Source organism: Microbacterium sp. UBA7513 (genome assembly GCF_002478345.1).
Taxonomy (GTDB): Bacteria; Actinomycetota; Actinomycetes; order Actinomycetales; family Microbacteriaceae; genus Microbacterium.
The window spans coordinates 64,435-82,039 of the sequence record NZ_DLNJ01000004.1; the positions used below are offsets into that span (position 1 = coordinate 64,435).

Below are 17,605 nucleotides of genomic sequence, written 5' to 3' on the forward strand. Positions count from 1 at the left end.
TGCGGTCCCTTTCTGATCCCGCCCGCCCCGCCGCATCCCGCGCAGGATCGAAAACGCACCCGGCCGCCCATCCCGCGGGGCCTTTCTGATCCCGCACCGATGCGGGCGCCCACGCCCTCGGTTCGACGAGCACCCTGCGGACGTGCGGTGCGATCCCCGCGCGGCGCGGCTGGGACCAGAATGCCGCGGCCTGCGGCGGGACCGTTCGGGCCGATGTGGGACGGTAAACGCTCCGGACGCGGCGCGCTCGCGCGCGTTTTCGATCCCGCATGACAGCGGGGGACGGTGGCGGAATCGTGGCGGGACGGAAAGGGGCCCGGATGCGTGGGAACGGGGCACGAAAATGATCCCGCACGGCTGAAGGAGGGAGGGGGTCAGGCGGCGGGGAGGGCGTCGGCGCAGGAGAAGCGGGCGCGGTAGGCGGTGGGGGTCACACCCAGCACGCGGGCGAAGTTCTGCCGGAGGACGGCCGCGGAACCGAAGCCGCAGTCCGTCGCGATGTGTTCGAGCGGAAGATCGGTGCGCTCGAGGAGACGCTGGGCCCTGATGATCCGCTGCCGACCGAGCCACGCGGCGGGGGTCGCCCCGTACTCGGCCTTGAAGCGGCGCGCGAAGGTCCGCGGCGACATGAGCGCCCGCGCCGCGAGCTGGTCGACCGTCAGGTCTTCGCGGAGGTTCTCCACCGCCCAGTCGGCCACCACGGCGAGCGAATCCGTGGGCGCGACCGGGATGGGGCGATCGATGAACTGCGCCTGACCCCCGTCCCGCTGCGGCGGCACGACCATCCGACGCGCGATCCGGTTGGTGATCTCCGCCCCGAGCTCCTGTCGCAGCAGGTGCAGGCAGGCGTCGATGCCGGCGGCGGTGCCCGCACTCGTGATGATGCGGCCGTCCTGGACGAAGAGCACGTCCGGATCGATGTCGACGGCGGGGTACATGTCGGCCATCGTGTGCGCGTACATCCAGTGCGTCGTCGCCCGCCGCCCGTCCAGCACTCCGGCCGCGGCGAGGATGAACGACCCGCTGCACACGCTCATGACCCAGGCGCCGCGCTCGACGGCCGCACGCGCGACCTCGACGAGGAGCGGATCGATGTCGCCCCAGACCTCGCGCGGCACCGGGCAGAACACGACGAGATCGGCGTCCGCGGCGAACGACAGATCATGCTCCACGTTGATGGAGAAGCCGATCTTGGAGCGCACGACCCCGGGCCGCGGCGCGACGATGCGGAAGTCGAAGTTCGGCACGCCGTCGGCCGACCGGTCGAGGCCGAACGCCTCGCAGGCGACCCCGAACTCGAACGGCGCGAAGCCGTCCTGCACCACGCACGCGACGGTCTTCATCACAGCTCCCGGGATGGCAGTTTTCCTACGCACGGTGCCCGAACCGCCACTCGTGGCAGCATCGCATCGAGCGTAGCTTTTCTGCCATGCTACTCCTCATCCTCCTCCTCGCCCTCGCCATCTGGGCGCTCGTCGCCACGTTCGTCGAACTGCGGCGGGACGGCTATCGTCGCGCCCCCACCGACTGGAGCCGCGTCGCCGGACAGGACGCCCTGTCGCAGGCCGACCCCGGCCACCTCTACCGCTGACCTCCCGACTGTCCGGGAGGAGGGCTACGCTCGGGTCATGAGCGACCCGCAGCAGCCCGGACACCCCTCGCGCGACGGCGCCGGCGACCCGGCCGCCCCGACCCTTCCGTCGCTCCCGGCGGAGCCGCAGTACCCCGGCGCCCAGGCCCCCGCCCCGGGGGCACCGTACGCCCCCGCTCCCGGCGGCGGCCACATGTTCCCGACCGCGCCCCCGCAGACCTTCCCCACGGCGGCCCCGCAGCCGTCACCGACCGCACCCGGATTCGTGCCCGGATCCGCCGGCATCCCGCCCTACGGCACCCCGGCCCCACGCGCGTCCGCCACCGGCCTCGGGCGCGCCGCGCTCATCGTCGCACTGGTGACCCTCGCGATCGACGTGTTCCTGATCCTCGCGCGGCCGTTCGTCTACATGTCGGACCGGACCTACAGCATCATCGGCCTGATCGAAGGGGCATCGGGCATCCTCACGTTCCTCGGCTACGGGGCGGCGCTCGTGCTCGGCCTCATCGCGGCACGCCGACCGGGGCCGCGGCTGCTCGCCGGGATCGCCGTCGGCATCTCCGGCGCCGGCCTGCTGACGATCGTGCTGAGCTGGCTCTCGTCGACCTTCTACGGGTTCCTCTGACCGCTCAGGATCGCGGGAGCACCCGCTCGTAGACCTCGATCATGGCGGCCGTCCGCGACGACTGCCGGAAGGCGTCCGCCACGGCGGGCACCGGCTGGGGCGCGGTCCCGCCCGCGATGTCCGCGGCCGCCTGCCGCAGCGTCGCGGCGAGGGCGTCGATCCGTTGCGCCTCGACGGTTCGCCCGCGGGCGGCCGGGTCCGTCGTCGGCACCGCCCAGAGCCCGCCCTGGAGTTCCGCGGCGATGTCGGGGTCGCACACGACGGAGGGCGTGCCGAGGGTGGCCGCCTCGAACGGCGTCATGCCCTGGGTCTCGAACCCGATGGACGTCTGCACGAGCGCATCGGCGGCGGCGATCCGCTCCAGCGTCTGCGCATAGGAGAGCCGACCGGCGAACCGCACGTCCGCACGCCCCGCGACGATGCGTTCGGCCGCGGCGCGCTGCCCACCGCCGCCGATCACCTCGAGCTCTGCATCGATGCCCGCGTCCACCCAGGCCTGGAGGAACGGGAGCAGGCGCTTCTCCGGACTCATCCGCCCGAGCCAGACGAAGCGCGGGCGCCCCGGTGCCCGTTCGATGGGGGCCGCCGCGAGGGTCTGCGCACGGACGTCATCGTCGATGCCGTTCCACACGACGTCGACGACGCGGGCAACGCCGTTCTGCTCCAGGCGTCGCGCGAAGTGCCCGGACGGGGCCGTGACGGCGGCGGCGCCCGCCGCGAGTCCGCGGAGGTACGACCACCCGTCGCTGCCACCGACCGGCACACCGATGCCGCGGAGGGCGGCGCGGCGCCACAGGTTGAGCACGGCGAGCACGGGGCGGTGCAGCGGGGTCACCGCGGCGAGCCCGACATCGACGCGGTTGTGCATCGTGTGCACGACCGGGATCCCGTGGCGGGTGGCGAAACGGTGCCCGATGAAGGCGCCCCAGAAGTCGGCCTGCACGTGCACGAGGTCGACGGGCGGGCGATGCGCCATGGCGCGGTCGAGAGTCCGATCGGTCGCCCGCCCCGGCCAGGTCATCGCGTACTCCCGGTCGAGGGTGATCGGCAGCGACGGGAGGTCGACGTTCCCCTCCGACGGTGCAGCAGCATCCGGCCGCGCGTGCATGCGGGGCGCGACGACCGTCACGGTGTGCCCTGCACGCTCCAGGAACGTCCGCTGCAGCCGCATCGACACCTGCGCCCCGCCGAGGGAGTCGAGGTGCTGATCGGCGAAGAAGACGACGTGCATCCGCGTCACTCGGGCAGCGGCTCGTCGCGGTACAGCGCCTCGAAGGTGTCGAGCGTGCGGTTGATATCGTGGATGGCCACGCCGTCGAGGGACGCCTTCTGCATCCGCTCGTACTCGCCGGGGGAGGCGGTCAGGACGGCCGTGAGCTTCGCGGCGAGGTCGTCGACGTCTCCCGGCGTGAACAGGTGGCCGTTCTCGCCGTCGTGCACGAGGTGCGGCAGGGCGACGGCGTCCGCGGCGACGATCGGCAGCGCCGATGCCATGGCCTCCATCGTCGCGATGGACTGCAGCTCGGCGATCGACGCGATGACGAAGAGGCTCGCACGCGACAGGAGCGCCCGCAGCTCCTCGTCGGTGGTCCGGCCGTGGAAGGTGACCCGGTCCGACAGCCCGAGCTGTGCCGTCAGGTGCTCGAGCTGCTTGCGCTGGTCTCCGCCACCGACGATGTCGAACGTCGTGTTCAGCGCCGGGTCGAGCTTCGTCATCGCCTTGAGGATGACTTCGACCTGCTTCTCCGCCGTCAGCCGGCCCACGAACACGAGCCGGTTCTCCTCGCGCGGGGCGATGACCGGGGTGTACTGGGAGCGGTCGATGCCGCAGCTCACCGGGATGACGCCGCGCACCTCGACCGTCTTCTCCAGGAAGTCGGCGGCCCGACGCGTGGGCGTGGTGATCGCCCGCGTCAGGTCGAAGGTGCGCTTCGCGTCGGCCCAGGCGAGCTTGAGCACCAGGTCGTCGACGAACTTCGGCATGGTCGTGTGATCGAGGATGTTCTCGGCCATGACGTGGTTCGTCGCGATGACCGGGATGCCGCGCTGCTTCGCGATGCGCGCGAGTCCGCGTCCGATGACGATGTGGGACTGGATGTGCACGACGTCGGGCTGCACGGCGTCGAGCACCTTCCGGGCGTAGTGCTTGGAGCGCCACGGCCACACGAAGCGCAGCCAGTCGTGCGGGGCCCACCGCACGGAGGGCAGACGGTGGAGCGTCATCGGCTCCCCCTCGATGACCTCGGTGCGGGGCGCGGTGCGACGGTAGGCCTGGTTGGGGGCGACCACGTGCACCTCGTGTCCGCGCTGCACGAGTCCGGCGGCGAGACGCTCGGCGAAGCGGGCGGCGCCGTTGATGTCGGGGGCGAACGTGTCGCAGCCAAGGAGGATCTTCAGCGGACGGGGCTGTACGGCGGTGGCGTCGCGCGACGCATCGATCGGATCGTCGGAGGAGGTCACAGAGATGCCTAACGGGGTGGCGGCCAAGGAGAAGCCCTGGTCGGGCGGTGGCAACTCTACCCGAGGGCCCTGTCCCCGACGCCGAGCCATACCGGCATCCTTCAGCCTCGGCCGATACCGTGAAGCCATGCGACTGCACGCCGACGCCGACCCCCAGCTGTGGATCCCCGTGACGGACTCGCTCGGGTGGAGGGGACGCCGGCATCGCAAGGCCGCGATCCGGATGCTGCTCGGCCAGGTGAACGCCGCGGTCGGCGCGACGGAGCGCCCCGGTTCGCGGTTCGGAGCCTGGGCGATGAGCCAGGCCGCGCCGATGCTCATGAAGAAGGCCGACGGCCGGGTCCTCGCGTGGACGTGGAAGGCGGAGCCGGACCTCGTCGTGGCGATGGCGACCGTGCAGGCGCTCACTCCTGACATCCGGATCGCCCGCGCGTCGATGCCGATGGAGTACGACGACACGACCTCCTTCCCCACCCGGCTCGGCGTCGGCGAGAAGCTCGTGGTCCCGACCCCGCCCTCGCCTTCGGCACCGCCCTTCGCGACCTACACGTGGGACACCGGTACGCACCTGGTGACCCTGACGGCCGTCTGCAGCGACCGCGAACGCTTCGGCACGCTCATCGGCGCGCTCGACGAACTGGCCCGCAGCCTCCGCATCGCCGACGACCTGACCAGCGGCGAGTCGCCCGACGTCCTCCGCCTCCCGCCCGCCTGAGAGCGATCCCGCCCGGCGGGATGAGAAACGCGCCTCCCGAAGGGCGGGGAAGCGCGTTTCTGATCCGGCACGGAGAGCCCGGCGCGGGGAGGCCGGGGGCTCAGCGTGCGATGCGGAGGGTGCGCACCTCGAAGGGGCGGAGGTGGAGCCCGCCGCCGAGGCGGGGCGCCTCGATCTCGTCCTCGATCAGGCTCACCTCGCGCACCTCGCGGTGCTCGAAGCCGACGGAGAGCTCGCCGACCGCCCGACGCCCGAGCGCCTCATACACACGAACGATGACATCACTGGAGCCGTCGTCGGCGAGCTTCACGGCGGAGACGACGATCCCCTCGCCCGACACCTCCACCAGCGGCTCGACCTCGCGCGCCCCACGGATCACCGTGGGCGTGCTGTTGAGGCGGATGCCCTCGGCGGTCGCGATCGCGGCGTCGGCACCGATCACGAAGCCGACCTCGATCTCATGGAGCCCGTGGTCCGTGTCCGGGTCGGGGAAGCGCGGCGCCCGCAGAAGGGAGAGCCGCACGGTCGTGGTGACCCCGTCCTCGCCGACCTCGCGCGTCGTGTCGTACCCGTAGATCGAGTCGTTCACGAGGGCCGCACCGAAGTCCTGCTCGCGCACCAGCACGAAGCGGTGCATCGAGGTCTCGAACTTCGCCGCCTCCCAGCTCGTGTTCGTGTGGGTGACGCGCGCCTGGTAGCCGAACTGCGTCTCGGCTTCGGTATGCGACGCCTGGATGTCGAGCGGGAACGCGAGCTTGAGCAGCTTCTCGGTCTCGTGCCAGTCGACCTCGTTGCGCAGCAGCACCGTGCGCGAGTCGGGAGCGAGGAGGATCGTCTGCGTGATGGTCGACTCCGAGAACGGACGCACGACGACGATCTGCGCGACACCGTTCACGAGTGATGCCTCGATGGACGACACCGCCGTGAGGTCGTCGACGCTGTTGCGGTAGTAGCGGTCGATGTCCCACGCGTCCCACATGTTCGGGAAGTCCTGGTGCAGCTGGAACAGGTTCGCGGCCCTGCCGGGCGCGACCGTCTCCCGCCCCGTGGGCTTGTCGACGGCGGAGACGATCAGGCCCTCGCCCGAGACGAGCACCGACACGAGCTCGTTCTCGATCCGCCAGCCATCGGCCTCCTCGACGAGCGTCACGGGTGCGACCGTCGACTCCCCCACGAACGAGGCGCCGAGTGCGCGCCCCCGACCCACCGAGGTCGGCTCGAACCGCAGCTCGCGGTCCCCCTCGCCTGCCAGAGAGCGACGTGCCGCGTCGGCGATGTCGCGCGCATCCGACAGCACATCGGACAGCACGGCGACGGCCTCGCGGTGCACCCACGCGATCGAGGTGCCGGGCAGGATGTCATGGAACTCGTGCAGCAGCACGGCCTGCCAGAGCCGGTCGAGCTCCGCCTGCGGGTACGCGGCGCCGGTGCGCACGGCATCGGTCGCGGCCCACAGCTCGGCCTCCACCAGCGCGTGCTCCGCCCAGCGGTGCAGCGCCTTGGTGGCGTGCTGGCTGGTGAGCGTGCCGCGGTGCAGTTCGAGGTAGAGCTCGCCGACCCACACGGCGGGGTTCGGCAGCTCAGCCTTGGCGGCGTCGAAGAACACGTCCGGGTGCTCCCACACCACCTGCGCGCTGCCCTCGAGGTCGCGCAGCCGCTCGGCCTTGCCCGTCATCTCGCGCGTCGTGCCGCCGCCGCCGTCACCCCAGCCGACCGGGGCGATCGACCGCGAGCTGAGACGGTTCTCCTTGAACTGTCGAGAGGCCTTCGCGACCTCCATGCCGCTCAGCTGCGAGTTGTAGGTGTCCATCGACGGGAAGTGCGTGAACACCTGCGAGCCGTCGATGCCCTCCCAGAGGAAGGAGTGGTGCGGAAAGACGTTCTGCTGGTTCCAGGAGATCTTCTGCGTGAAGAACCACTCGAACCCGGCACGGCGCATGAGCTGCGGCAGGGCCGGCGAGTAGCCGAAGCTGTCCGGCAGCCACACGCCCTTCGACCGGATACCGAACTCCCGCTCGAAGAACCGCTGCCCGTGCGAGAACTGCCGCACGAGCGACTCCCCCGTCGGCATCACGGTGTCGGACTCCACCCACATGCCACCCAGGGGCAGGAAGCGTCCGGCAGCGACGGCGGCCTTGACCCGCTCCCACACTTCGGGGCGGTGCTCCTTGACCCAGGCATACTGCTGCGCGCTGGACATGCCGTACTGGAACTCGGGCTGCTCGTCGATGAGCGTGGTCATGGACGAGGTGGTGCGGGCGACCTTGCGGATCGTCTCGCGCACCGGCCACAGCCAGGCGGAGTCGATGTGGGCGTGCCCCACCGCGGAGATGCGGTGCGCACTCGCCTCGGCCGGTGCGGCGAGGACGTCGGCGAGCCGCGCCCGCGCGTCACCCGCGGTCTCCACGATGCGCTGCAGGTCGAGTACGTCGAGCGCGTCGTCCATCGCCTGCAGGATGCGCATGCGGCGCGGCGACGTCGCGGGGAGCTCCGCCTGCAGCTCGAACAGCACCTCGAGGTCGAGGGAGAGGTCGAACACCTCCGGCTCGAACACCGCGAGGTCGAGGCGCCGCAGCCGGTACAGCGGCTCCTTCGAGGAGGTGAGGATGTCGCCCTCCTGCGTCGGCAGGAAGGGGTGGTAATCGAGGAGGACGGGGTTGGAGGCGCCCTCCAGGTAGAGCTCGACGGGCTCATCGCCCTCCGCCGTCTCCACGATCGGCACCCACTGGTTGCGCGGGTTGATGCTCTTGATCGGCGTGCCGTCGGGGCGGTAGGCGAGAGCCTCGCACTGGAAGCCCGTCATGTTCACGTCGAAGCCCAGGTCGATCAGCGCCTCCACCCGGCGGCCGGCCCATTCCGCGGGCACCCGACCGGTGAGCTTGAACCACGTCGTCCCCCAAGCCGGGCCCCACAGCTCGCCGACCGCGGCCGGGGCGAACGAGAGCGCCAGCCCCTCCGCCGGGGCGATGGGCTCTCCCGGGAGCTGATGCGCCTCGACCGTAAGGGGGACCGCGGCCGAGTGGATCGCCGGGCGGATGCGCTCTTCGAGGACCCGCTTGACGCGGCCGACGGTGAGCGAGGTGTCGTCATGCATGGTGGGGTTCTCCGGGCTCGACGGTGAGGAATGGGCTTCGATGCGTGTTGTTACTAAAACGATCTAGCACGGGAGTCTACGGCACGTTCTCCCCTGCTTTCGAGAGGCTAAACCGATCAAGTAGGGTGATGCCTATGGCCCCGGGGAAACGCGTGACGATCGCGGATATCGCGCGCCTGGCCGGCGTCTCCCCCGGCGCCGTCTCGTTCGCCCTGAACGGCCGCCCCGGCGTGAGCGAGGAGACGCGGCAGCGCATCCTCTCGATCATCGAGGAGCACCACTGGCAGCCGAGTTCCGCCGCGCGCGCCCTCGTCGGCGCCCGGGCCAACGCGGTCGGATTCGCCCTCGCCCGCCCGGCGCGCTCCCTCGGCTCCGAGGCCTTCTTCACCGACCTCATCGCCGGCATCGAGTCCCGGCTCTCCGAGAGCAAGGTCGGGCTGCAGCTCCGCCTCGTCGCCGACATCGACGAGGAGATGGAGGTGCACCGGCAGTGGCGCTCGTCCAACCAGGTCGACGGCATCATCCTCATCGACCCGCGCGACGACGACCCCCGCGGCGCGCGCATCACCGCCCTGGATGCGCGCGCCGTGATGATCGGCTCGAAGCCCTCCCCGGACGGCGCGGTGCCCAGCGTGTGGATCGGCGACGACACCGTCGCGGAGACCCTGTTCTCCTACCTCGCCGCCCTCGGTCACACGCGCATCGCCTACGTCGCCGGTCCGGCGGAGCTGGAGCACACCCGCCTGCGCGCCGAGGTGCTGGAGCGGATGGCTGCGGACGGGGTCGCCGGCGAGGTCATCACGACCGACTTCTCTCCCGCCCGCGCCTCCGCCGTGACGCGCGCGCTGCTCTCCGGCCGGCTGCGCCCGACCGCGATCGTCTACGACAACGACGTGATGGCCGTCGCCGGCCTCCGCGTGGCGCAGGAGATGGGCCGGGCGGTTCCCCGCGACGTCTCCCTCGCGTCGTTCGACGACTCCGTCATCGCAGGACTCATCAATCCGTCCATCACCGCGATGACCCGCGACACGTTCGAGCTCGGCGAGCAGGCGGCCACGCTCCTGCTGCAGCAGATCGAGGCCGGCACCACGCTGCCGAGCGTCCAGGGCCCGACCCCGGTGCTCACCGCTCGCGAGAGCACGGCACCTCCGCCCCGCTGAGCCCCCGCCTCCCCGTTCACACCCCGGGCTCTCGACGCACGTACCCGGGGTTTCGACGACAACCCGGGGTCTCGGCGACTCAGACGGGGAGAGACTCAGACGACGGTGTTGACGGAGGCGTAGCGCGTCACGTCGGACGCGGACGGGACGGGCTGGATGAGACGGCGGATGCCGCGTGCCTCCAGCGCCGCGGGGTCCTGTGCGGTGCGGGAGGTCACCAGAGCGGGGTCGTCGCCCGCGGTGCACGCGTCGACCCAGGCCTGGAAGACGGCGCCGCCAGGGCTCAGGGCGGCTCGACTCACCGGCACCTCCTGCTCGTCGACGTCCACGACGATCGCCGTCGGACGAGCCGGAGCCGCGGTGCGGGTGCGCAGCTCGGGGATGAGCTCCGCGAACCGGCGGCCGAGGGGCTTCGCCGCCCCCTCCTGGTCGATCAGCCCGAGGGAGTACTCCAGCTCCGGGAAGTCGGCGAGCTCCCGGCTCACGTCGTGCGAACACCACCAGGTCACGCCCCAGAGATTCTCGGTGCGGAGGGCGGAGCGCACGGTGGCCTCGAGGAAGCCGGGCATCTCGGCCTCGTCGAGGCAGTTCGAGGGGGCACCCACCTCCTGCAGCCAGATGGGCCGGGCGGGATCCGTCGCGAAGGCGCGGGAGAGCTCGATGAGGTACTCCGCATGACGGTCGGCCGCAATCGAGCGACCTCCGTAGCGCTGGGCGGTGCCGTTGAAGATCCAGGAGTGGATGGTCGTCATCGCGCCGAGCCGTGAGGCGTGCGCCGGCGTGAATCCGTGATCGTCCATGTACCAGACCGCGTCGTACTCGCTGTGCACGTGCGGCAGCCCTGGGGCGCCTCGTTCCGCCGCCGCGAGCAGGGCCTCGATCCAGCCGCCCGCCTCGTCGGTCGTGACCGGCCACGGCGAGGGGTGGGTGTGCGCGGAGAACTGGTTCGTCTCGTTGCCGAGGGTGAGCCCGAGGAAGTTCGGCGCGTCCCGCAGGGCGCCGGCGAGCCGCTCCACGAGCTGCGCCTGACCGTCGAGCGCCGTCGGATCGGTGAACATGTTCCGGTCGTGCCAGGTGTACAGCCAGGAGGGCACGAAGTCGAAGCTCGACAGGTGCCCCTGGATCACATCGACGCTCGCGTCCATCCCGAACTCGGCGGCGATATCGACCATGGTGCGCACGTCATCGATCGCCTTCGAGCGGATGAGGGTGCGGTTCGGCTGCAGGACGGTCCAGAGCGGGAACACGCGCACGTGGTCGAGGCCGAGCGCGGCCAGGGCCGCGAAGTCGCGACGCACGTCGTCCGGGGTGAAGTCGAGCCAGGAGTGCATCCAGTCCTTCGACGGCGTGTAGTTCGCCCCGAAGCGGAGAGGGGCGTCGAGAGCGCCGCGCTGCGTCATGTGTGCACCTTTCGGACCGTGCCCTCCCGCGAGGACATGTCGCACCACTATAACGCTTGAGCATCGCCGTCGACAGGGCACACCTTGACACCGACGGAATCCGATGGTTTCATCTGCTAAAGCGCTGTAGTCCCTTCGTCGGACCACGCCGAATCGCCCGCCTCGAGGAAGAAGCACGATGAAAGTTCCCGCACGCATTGTCGCTCTGGCAACCTTCACGATCGGCGCCCTGGCGCTCGTGAGCTGCACCGGAGGCGGTGCCGCGTCCGACGGCGCCGGCCCCATCGACACCTCCGGCGAGCTCAGCGGAACCATCCAGTTCCAGACCTGGTCGCTGAAGAACGAGAAGTTCACCCCCTACTTCGAAGACCTCATCGCGGCCTTCGAGGAGGAGCACCCGGATGTCACCGTCGAGTGGCTCGACCAGCCCGGCGACGGGTACCAGGAGAAGATCCTGAGCCAGGCGAACGCCGACACCCTTCCGGACGTGCTCAACCTGCCGCCCGACATCGCCTATCCGCTGGTCGCCGCCGGGAAGCTCGTCGACCTCGACACCGCCGACCCCGACCTGAAGACGGCCTACAACGCGGGCGCCTGGGACGCCTACAGCCAGTACCCCGGCGTCGAGGGCACCTATGGCCTGCCCTGGTATCTCTCCAGCGACGCGTCCTGGTGGAACCTCGCCCAGCTCGCCCCGTACGGCGTCACCGAGGAGAACCTCCCGACCACGGTCGACGAGCTGCTCACCCTCGCGAAGGACGTCGCCACGGAGTCCGGCGGCAAGGTCCAGCTCCTCTCCTCGATCCCGGCGCTGGACACCTTCACCGCCGCCGGCATGGAGGTCATCAACGACGAGGGCGAGTTCGACTTCAACACCGATGAGGCCGCCGCGATCATCGAGCAGTACGCCGACGCCTTCGCGGCGGGCGCGATGCCCGCCGAGGCACTGACCGGCGACTACGGCGGGAACGCGGAGGCGTACATCCAGGAGAAGGTCGCCTTCACGACCGGCGGCACCGGCTTCACGACCGATCTGCAGAAGGACGCCCCGGCACTGCTGGAGAACACCGTCGCCACCCCGCGCCTGGGTGTCGCCCCGCTCTATGTCCAGGGCCTCAACGTCTCCGCCGACTCCGACAACAAGGAAGCGGCCCTCGCGTTCGCCGAGTTCGCGACGAACGAGGAGAACCAGATCGCGTTCTCCTCGCTCGCGGTCGGCACCGCCCCCGGTACGGCCGACGGCGGCGACCAGGTCGTCGAGAACATCGCCTCCTCGGTCACGGACGAGAAGCAGCTCGCCGCGATCGACACCGTGTTCGGCGCGATGAAGGACGCCAAGGCGCTGCCGTTCCAGTGGACCTCGGACATGGCCACCTACATGACCCAGCAGATCGCCCTGGCCGTGAACGGCGAGGCCGACGCCAAGACGCAGCTCGACAAGATCGTCGAGTACGCCAACGCGAACCGCGTGGACCAGTGAGCATGCGCGCGGACACCGGCACCCGGCAGCGGAGGTCGACGATGAGATCCCACAAGTGGTTCACCCCGTGGCTGCTCCTCGCCCCCGCCGTGATCTGGGTGCTGGTGTTCGCGCTCTGGCCGTTCCTGAACACCGTCGTCCTCAGCTTCACGGACGCCCGCCCCCTACGGACCCCGGAGTTCGTCGGCAGCGCGAACTACGAGCGCATGTTCGGCGACGAGATGTTCTGGAACGCGCTGACCACCTGCCTCATCTACGTGGTCGTGTGCGTGCCGCTGCTCACGATCCTCCCGCTGCTCCTCGCCCTCCTCGTGCAGAAGAAGCTCCCCGGCATCTCGTTCTTCCGCACCACGTTCTACTTCCCTGTCATCGCCTCGGTCGTCGTGGTCGCCCTCATCTGGACGTGGCTGTTCGACAGCCGGGGCATCATCAACCAGACCCTGGAGTTCCTCGGCCTCATCGATCAGCCCATGGCCTTCCTCGTCGACCGCTGGCTGCTGCTCGGCTGCGCGATCCTGCTCACGGTGTGGAAGGGACTCGGGTACTACATGGTGGTGTACCTCGCCGCTCTGGGGAACGTGGGCAAGGAGCTGCACGAGGCCGCGATGCTCGACGGGGCGAGCTCGTTCCGCCGCTTCCTCTCCGTCACAATCCCGTCGGTGCGCGGGGCGATGCTCCTCATCGCCGTCCTCATCGCGGTGTCCGCCATGCGGGTGTTCGCCGAGCTCGACGTGCTCTCCAAGAGCACGGGCGGCCCCGGCGGCTACGACATGTCCCTCGTGATGCTCATCCGCCAGGTGGGGTCGGGCCTGAACGGCAACATCGGCTACGCATCCGCGATCAGCGTGGCGCTGTTCCTCCTCACGCTCGTGCCGCTCGCGGCGATCGCGTTCATGAACCGCGAGAAGAAGGCGAAGGTCTCTGCATGACGACTCTGACGACGCCCCCGGTGGAGAGCACTCCGCCGGCCCGGGACTCCGCGCGCCCGTCCCGCGAACGCATCTTCCGGCGCCGCGGCTCCGGCGACTTCAGCAAGCCCACACTCGGCGGACTCATCGGCCGGTACGCGCTGCTGCTGTTCGTCCTCTTCCTGGTGATCGGCCCCTTCGTCTGGCAGCTCTCCACCTCGTTCAAGGGCCCGCAGGAGAACATCTACTCCTTCCCGCCCGAGCTCATCCCCCGCGATCCGACGCTGCAGAACTACACGAGGGTCGCCGACATCGTCCCCGTCTACCTCTACGCCTGGCACTCGCTGCTCGTCTCGCTCGGCACCGTGCTCAGCAACGTGATCCTGGCCACGTTCGCCGGCTACGCCCTGGGCTGCATGCGCTTCCGCGGGAAGTGGATCGTCATGGGCATCCTGCTGTCCACCCTGCTGTTCCCCGGCGAGGTCACCGTGACGAGCAACTTCCTCACCATCCGCGCCCTCGGGCTCGCCGACACCCTGTGGGGCGTTTTCCTGCCCGGAGCGATCAGCGCCATGAATGTGCTGCTCGTCGCCACCGCGTGCCGGATGATCCCGAAGGACGTGCTCGACGCGGCCACCGTCGACGGCGCGACCACGTGGCAGCGCATCCGGCACATCGTGTGGCCGAACATCCGCGGCATGGTGTCGGTCGTGGCGATCTTCGCCTTCATCGGCGCGTGGGACGACTACCTCTGGCCGCTCATCGTGCTCTCCGACCCGGCCAAGTACACCCTGACCGTCGGCATGGCGTACCTCAACAGCAGCTTCTCGGTCGATCCGCGACTCATCGCCGCCGGCACCATGATCGCGCTCGTGCCCATCGTCATCATGTTCTCGTTCACGCAGCGCTTCTTCTTCAAGGGCGTGCAGGAGGGTGCACTGAAGGGGTGAACGCGCCGCTGCTCCGCCCGGCCTCGGGGCCCGCGGATCCTCCGTCGTCGCGCCCGCACGCCGGGGTGCTCCCCGGAGTCGTGTTCGCGTACTCGTTCGATCCCTCCCACGGCGCGCAGCGGATCGATGTCCCCGGCCTCGACGGCATCGCCTTCACCCCGGACACCGTGCTGCACTGGGCGTTCTACGCCGACGGCCCCGCCGCGACCCTCGCCCCGTGGGCCGCGCTCGCCGTCGCCGTCGACGTGCGGACCCCCGACGGCAGCCGGCTGAGCGACATCGCCGCCGTCCGTGACCGCTACGACTTCCCGCCCACGGCCGAGGGGCAGTTCGCCGCCCGGTGGAGCATGCCCGAGCAGTGGAACGCCGACAGCGTCGCCCTCGCACCCCTCGCCGTCGGGAGGGGCACCGGCACGGGCACGGTCGAGCTCGTCTTCGGCACGGCCGAGCTGGCGACCACGCCGGAGGCGCCCGCCGAGGTCAGCGGCTTCGTCCAGGTCCGCGTCGAGGAGCGCCCTGCCCCCGGCGATCTCCCGCCCGTCGAGCGGGTCGACACGCGGCGCGGCTCCCACTCCGGCCCCCGCTTCTCCCGCGGGAACACGATCCCCGCGGTCGCCGTGCCGCACGGCTTCACCTTCGTCACGCCCGCGACCGACGCGGCGGACCCGCGCTGGCCCTATCGCCCGTTCCTGCACGACGATCCGCCGGGGCGGCGTCTCGAAGCCCTGCAGTTCTCGCACCAGCCCAGCCCGTGGATCGGTGATCGCTCGGTGCTCCAGCTCATGCCGTTCCGGGGGACGCCGAGGTCGGACAGGGAAGCCCGGCGCCGCTGGATCGTCCCCGAGAGCGAGCGCGCCCGCCCGCACGAGTACACCGCGGACCTCGGCGACGGGCTGCAGGTCGAGATGACCGCGACCTCGCATGCCGCCGCGTTCCGCGTGCGGTGCGAGGACCCGCGCGCCGCCGTGGGGTTCGTGATCGACCAGCTCACGGACGATGGCCGACTCACCTTCACCGACGCCGGCTTCGAGGGCTGGATTCCCGAGGGGCCCGAGGACTGGGGGAACGCGCCGCGCTGCTACTTCGCCGGCACGGTGCAGAGCGCCTCGGACGCCGCGCACGGCGCCCTCGACGACGACGGGCGTGCCAGGGTCGCGGGCTTCGTCCGCGCCGTGGGCGCCGTCGAGGTGCGGGTCGGTGTCTCGTTCCTCTCCATCGCGCAGGCTCGGCACAGCCTCGCCCTCGAGGCACCTCCCGCCGTCCCCTTCGACGAGCTCCGCGCCCGCGCGGCCACCGCGTGGAACCGCCTGCTCGGGCGCGTGACGATCCCCGCGCTCCCCGAGGCCGAGCGTCCGTTCCGCGGCCTGGCCGACGAGGAGCAGCGCGCCCGGATCGCCGCCGCACTCCACCGGATGCACCTGTATCCGAACACGGCGGCGGAGAATGCGGGCACCGCGGACGCGCCGGAATGGCGGTTCGCCGACGTGTTCGCGCCCCGGACCACCTTCGGAGAGACCACCACCGGGGCGCCGGTCGCGGAGGGCGAGCTCGTCGTCAACAACGGCTACTGGGACACGTACCGCACGGAGTGGCCCGCGCTCGCGCTCCTCGACCCCGCGCTGGCCGGACGCCTGCTGGACGGGCAGCTCACCCAGTATCGCCGCGGCGGCTGGATGGCCCGCTGGAGCGCCCCCGGGTACGTCGACAGCATGGTCGGCACCTCGAGCGACCAGATCTTCGCCGACGCCGCACGGTGGGACGTGCCCTTCGACCGGGAGACGGCGTTCGAGAGCGGGTGGCGTCACGCGTGCGAACCGGGACCCGATCCGCGACGGGGTCGCAAGGGCATCGGCCGCGGGCGCTTCCTCGGCTTCATCCCGTCCGACGTCCCGGAGGGGATGAGTTGGAGCATCGAGAACGCCGTGAGCGACGCCGCCCTCGGCTGGTTCGCCGCCCGACTCGCGGCATCGGCGACGGCGGCGGACCAGGCCGCGCGCTATCGGGCCTTCGCGCGGTACTTCGCGAATCGCTCCCGCGCGGCGCGCGTGCTCTTCGACCCGGCGTGTAGATTCTTCCGCGGTCGCGCGGCGGACGGCTTGTTCGCTCCGATTTTCGATCCTCGGGTCTGGGGCGGGGACAACGTCGAGACGAACGCCTGGGGCATGTCGGTCGGCACGGTGCACGACGGGCCGGGACTCACGGCGCTGCACGGCGGGCGGACCGGACTCGGCCGGCACCTCGACGCCCTCTTCGCGGAGCCGGAGACCGCCGACGAGCGCTTCGGCGGCGCGTACGGCACGGTCATCCACGAGCAGCGCGAAGCCCGCGCCCAGCGGTCGGGCATGTGCGCCCTGTCGAATCAGCCGGCCCATCACATCCCCTTCATGTACGCCTTCAGCGACCGGCCGTGGCACAGCGCGGGCCTCGTGCACGGCCTCGCACGCCGTCTCTTCGCCGGTGCCCACATCGGCCAGGGCTTCCCGGGCGACGAGGACAACGGGGAGATGAGCGGCTGGTGGCTCTGGGCCGCGCTCGGCCTGTATCCCCTGGAACTCGCGGCGGGGTCTCTGCGCATCGGGTCGCCGCTCTCGGACGACATCCGGGTCGCACGCGGAGACGGCTCGTCGCTGCGCATCCGCTCGCGACGGAGCTCCCCCGGCGCGCACGTGCTGGAGGACGCACGACTGGACGGACGCCGACTGTCCACCGCCGACTTCCCGATCGACGCACTCCAGGGAGATGCGGTGCTCGAGCTCGTGTTCGGCACGGACCCGGCGCGCGCGCTGGAGAGCGGAGAGGACACGCTCGACGCTGCGCCATGGCGCCGCGACCTCACGGGCGGAGAGGGAGAGGCCGTCGCCTCCGCGGATGTCGGCGAGGCGCGGCGCCTGTTCGACGACGGCGACCCGCAGGGTGACGAGGGCGTCCGGCTGCCGGAGGGCTCGTGGGTGGGCTGGCGATTCCCCTCGCCCCGCGGCCTCACCGACATCACCGTCACGAGCCGCGAGCCCGTCGCGGCCGGTGTGCTGCGCGGGGAGGTGGAGGGGGCCGATGGATGCTGGCACCCGCTCACCACGACGCACCTCGAAGACCTGGCGCCCGATCGCACGACACCGTTCGCTCTGGAGACGCGGGTCGTGACCTCGGCCGTCCGCATCCGCGCGGAGGCCGAGGTCACGCTCCGTCAGATCGAGCTCTTCGATCTGGACTGACCGGTACCAA

13 protein-coding genes are annotated in these 17,605 nt (G+C 70.9%); 8 read left to right on the forward strand and 5 right to left on the reverse strand.

The window, feature by feature from the left end; genetic code table 11:
- Window positions 1-374 precede the first annotated feature (374 nt).
- The gene (locus B2W79_RS01865) at window positions 375-1,343 is read right to left on the reverse strand and encodes a GlxA family transcriptional regulator (RefSeq protein ID WP_071329264.1); all 969 of its coding nucleotides are present in this window, start codon (window positions 1,341-1,343) and stop codon (window positions 375-377) included.
- Window positions 1,344-1,429: 86 nt separating this feature from the next.
- On the opposite strand from B2W79_RS01865, the gene B2W79_RS01870 reads away from it, so the two are divergent.
- Complete coding sequence (locus tag B2W79_RS01870; protein WP_177173831.1) at window positions 1,430-1,591, forward strand: hypothetical protein; 162 nt, start codon at window positions 1,430-1,432, stop codon at window positions 1,589-1,591.
- 37 nt (window positions 1,592-1,628) lie between these two features.
- Window positions 1,629-2,216: a hypothetical protein gene (locus tag B2W79_RS01875; RefSeq protein ID WP_292786393.1), complete on the forward strand. Its 588-nt coding sequence runs from the start codon at window positions 1,629-1,631 to the stop codon at window positions 2,214-2,216.
- Window positions 2,217-2,220: 4 nt separating this feature from the next.
- On the opposite strand, the gene B2W79_RS01880 is transcribed toward B2W79_RS01875, so the two are convergent.
- Window positions 2,221-3,447, reverse strand: a complete 1,227-nt coding sequence (locus B2W79_RS01880) for a glycosyltransferase family 4 protein (protein ID WP_292786395.1) — start codon at window positions 3,445-3,447, stop codon at window positions 2,221-2,223.
- Between the two features lie 5 nt (window positions 3,448-3,452).
- Window positions 3,453-4,682: a glycosyltransferase gene (locus B2W79_RS01885; RefSeq protein WP_071329422.1), complete on the reverse strand. Its 1,230-nt coding sequence runs from the start codon at window positions 4,680-4,682 to the stop codon at window positions 3,453-3,455.
- Window positions 4,683-4,803: 121 nt separating this feature from the next.
- On the opposite strand from B2W79_RS01885, the gene B2W79_RS01890 reads away from it, so the two are divergent.
- A complete protein-coding gene (locus B2W79_RS01890; protein WP_071329267.1) occupies window positions 4,804-5,391 on the forward strand; it encodes a hypothetical protein in 588 nt (195 codons plus the stop codon).
- 100 nt (window positions 5,392-5,491) lie between these two features.
- Here B2W79_RS01890 and B2W79_RS01895 read toward each other — a convergent pair whose 3' ends face one another.
- Entirely contained in the window at window positions 5,492-8,485 is a 2,994-nt protein-coding gene (locus tag B2W79_RS01895; protein WP_292786399.1) for an alpha-mannosidase, read from the reverse strand.
- Window positions 8,486-8,619: 134 nt separating this feature from the next.
- Between B2W79_RS01895 and B2W79_RS01900 the strand changes: the two genes are divergently transcribed.
- Window positions 8,620-9,645: a LacI family DNA-binding transcriptional regulator gene (locus tag B2W79_RS01900; protein WP_292786402.1), complete on the forward strand. Its 1,026-nt coding sequence runs from the start codon at window positions 8,620-8,622 to the stop codon at window positions 9,643-9,645.
- A 95-nt stretch (window positions 9,646-9,740) separates the two neighbouring features.
- Here B2W79_RS01900 and B2W79_RS01905 read toward each other — a convergent pair whose 3' ends face one another.
- A complete protein-coding gene (locus B2W79_RS01905) occupies window positions 9,741-11,045 on the reverse strand; it encodes a glycoside hydrolase 5 family protein (protein WP_292786405.1) in 1,305 nt (434 codons plus the stop codon).
- Between the two features lie 178 nt (window positions 11,046-11,223).
- On the opposite strand from B2W79_RS01905, the gene B2W79_RS01910 reads away from it, so the two are divergent.
- Genes B2W79_RS01910 through B2W79_RS01925 form a run of 4 tightly spaced genes read left to right on the forward strand, consistent with a single transcriptional unit; the run spans window position 11,224 to window position 17,595 of the window.
- Window positions 11,224-12,525: an ABC transporter substrate-binding protein gene (locus B2W79_RS01910; RefSeq protein WP_071329271.1), complete on the forward strand. Its 1,302-nt coding sequence runs from the start codon at window positions 11,224-11,226 to the stop codon at window positions 12,523-12,525.
- 41 nt (window positions 12,526-12,566) lie between these two features.
- Window positions 12,567-13,454: a carbohydrate ABC transporter permease gene (locus B2W79_RS01915; protein WP_292786411.1), complete on the forward strand. Its 888-nt coding sequence runs from the start codon at window positions 12,567-12,569 to the stop codon at window positions 13,452-13,454.
- On the forward strand, window positions 13,451-14,383 hold the full coding sequence (locus B2W79_RS01920) for a carbohydrate ABC transporter permease (RefSeq protein WP_292786413.1): 933 nt from the start codon (window positions 13,451-13,453) through the stop codon (window positions 14,381-14,383). The genes B2W79_RS01915 and B2W79_RS01920 overlap by 4 nt, the downstream gene beginning before the upstream one ends.
- Window positions 14,380-17,595: a GH92 family glycosyl hydrolase gene (locus B2W79_RS01925; protein ID WP_292786416.1), complete on the forward strand. Its 3,216-nt coding sequence runs from the start codon at window positions 14,380-14,382 to the stop codon at window positions 17,593-17,595. The genes B2W79_RS01920 and B2W79_RS01925 overlap by 4 nt, the downstream gene beginning before the upstream one ends.
- Window positions 17,596-17,605: the final 10 nt, after the last annotated feature.

Bases quoted from the DNA above. Each gene is read 5' to 3' on its own strand.
- B2W79_RS01920 (WP_292786413.1), top strand. From the start codon at position 13,451: ATGACGACTCTGACGACGCCCCCGGTGGAGAGCACTCCGCCGGCCCGG.
- B2W79_RS01870 (WP_177173831.1), top strand. From the start codon at position 1,430: ATGCTACTCCTCATCCTCCTCCTCGCCCTCGCCATCTGGGCGCTCGTC.
- B2W79_RS01910 (WP_071329271.1), top strand. From the start codon at position 11,224: ATGAAAGTTCCCGCACGCATTGTCGCTCTGGCAACCTTCACGATCGGC.
- B2W79_RS01865 (WP_071329264.1), bottom strand. From the start codon at position 1,343: ATGAAGACCGTCGCGTGCGTGGTGCAGGACGGCTTCGCGCCGTTCGAG.
- B2W79_RS01880 (WP_292786395.1), bottom strand. From the start codon at position 3,447: ATGCACGTCGTCTTCTTCGCCGATCAGCACCTCGACTCCCTCGGCGGG.
- B2W79_RS01895 (WP_292786399.1), bottom strand. From the start codon at position 8,485: ATGCATGACGACACCTCGCTCACCGTCGGCCGCGTCAAGCGGGTCCTC.
- B2W79_RS01905 (WP_292786405.1), bottom strand. From the start codon at position 11,045: ATGACGCAGCGCGGCGCTCTCGACGCCCCTCTCCGCTTCGGGGCGAAC.
- B2W79_RS01900 (WP_292786402.1), top strand. From the start codon at position 8,620: ATGGCCCCGGGGAAACGCGTGACGATCGCGGATATCGCGCGCCTGGCC.
- B2W79_RS01890 (WP_071329267.1), top strand. From the start codon at position 4,804: ATGCGACTGCACGCCGACGCCGACCCCCAGCTGTGGATCCCCGTGACG.
- B2W79_RS01875 (WP_292786393.1), top strand. From the start codon at position 1,629: ATGAGCGACCCGCAGCAGCCCGGACACCCCTCGCGCGACGGCGCCGGC.
- B2W79_RS01915 (WP_292786411.1), top strand. From the start codon at position 12,567: ATGAGATCCCACAAGTGGTTCACCCCGTGGCTGCTCCTCGCCCCCGCC.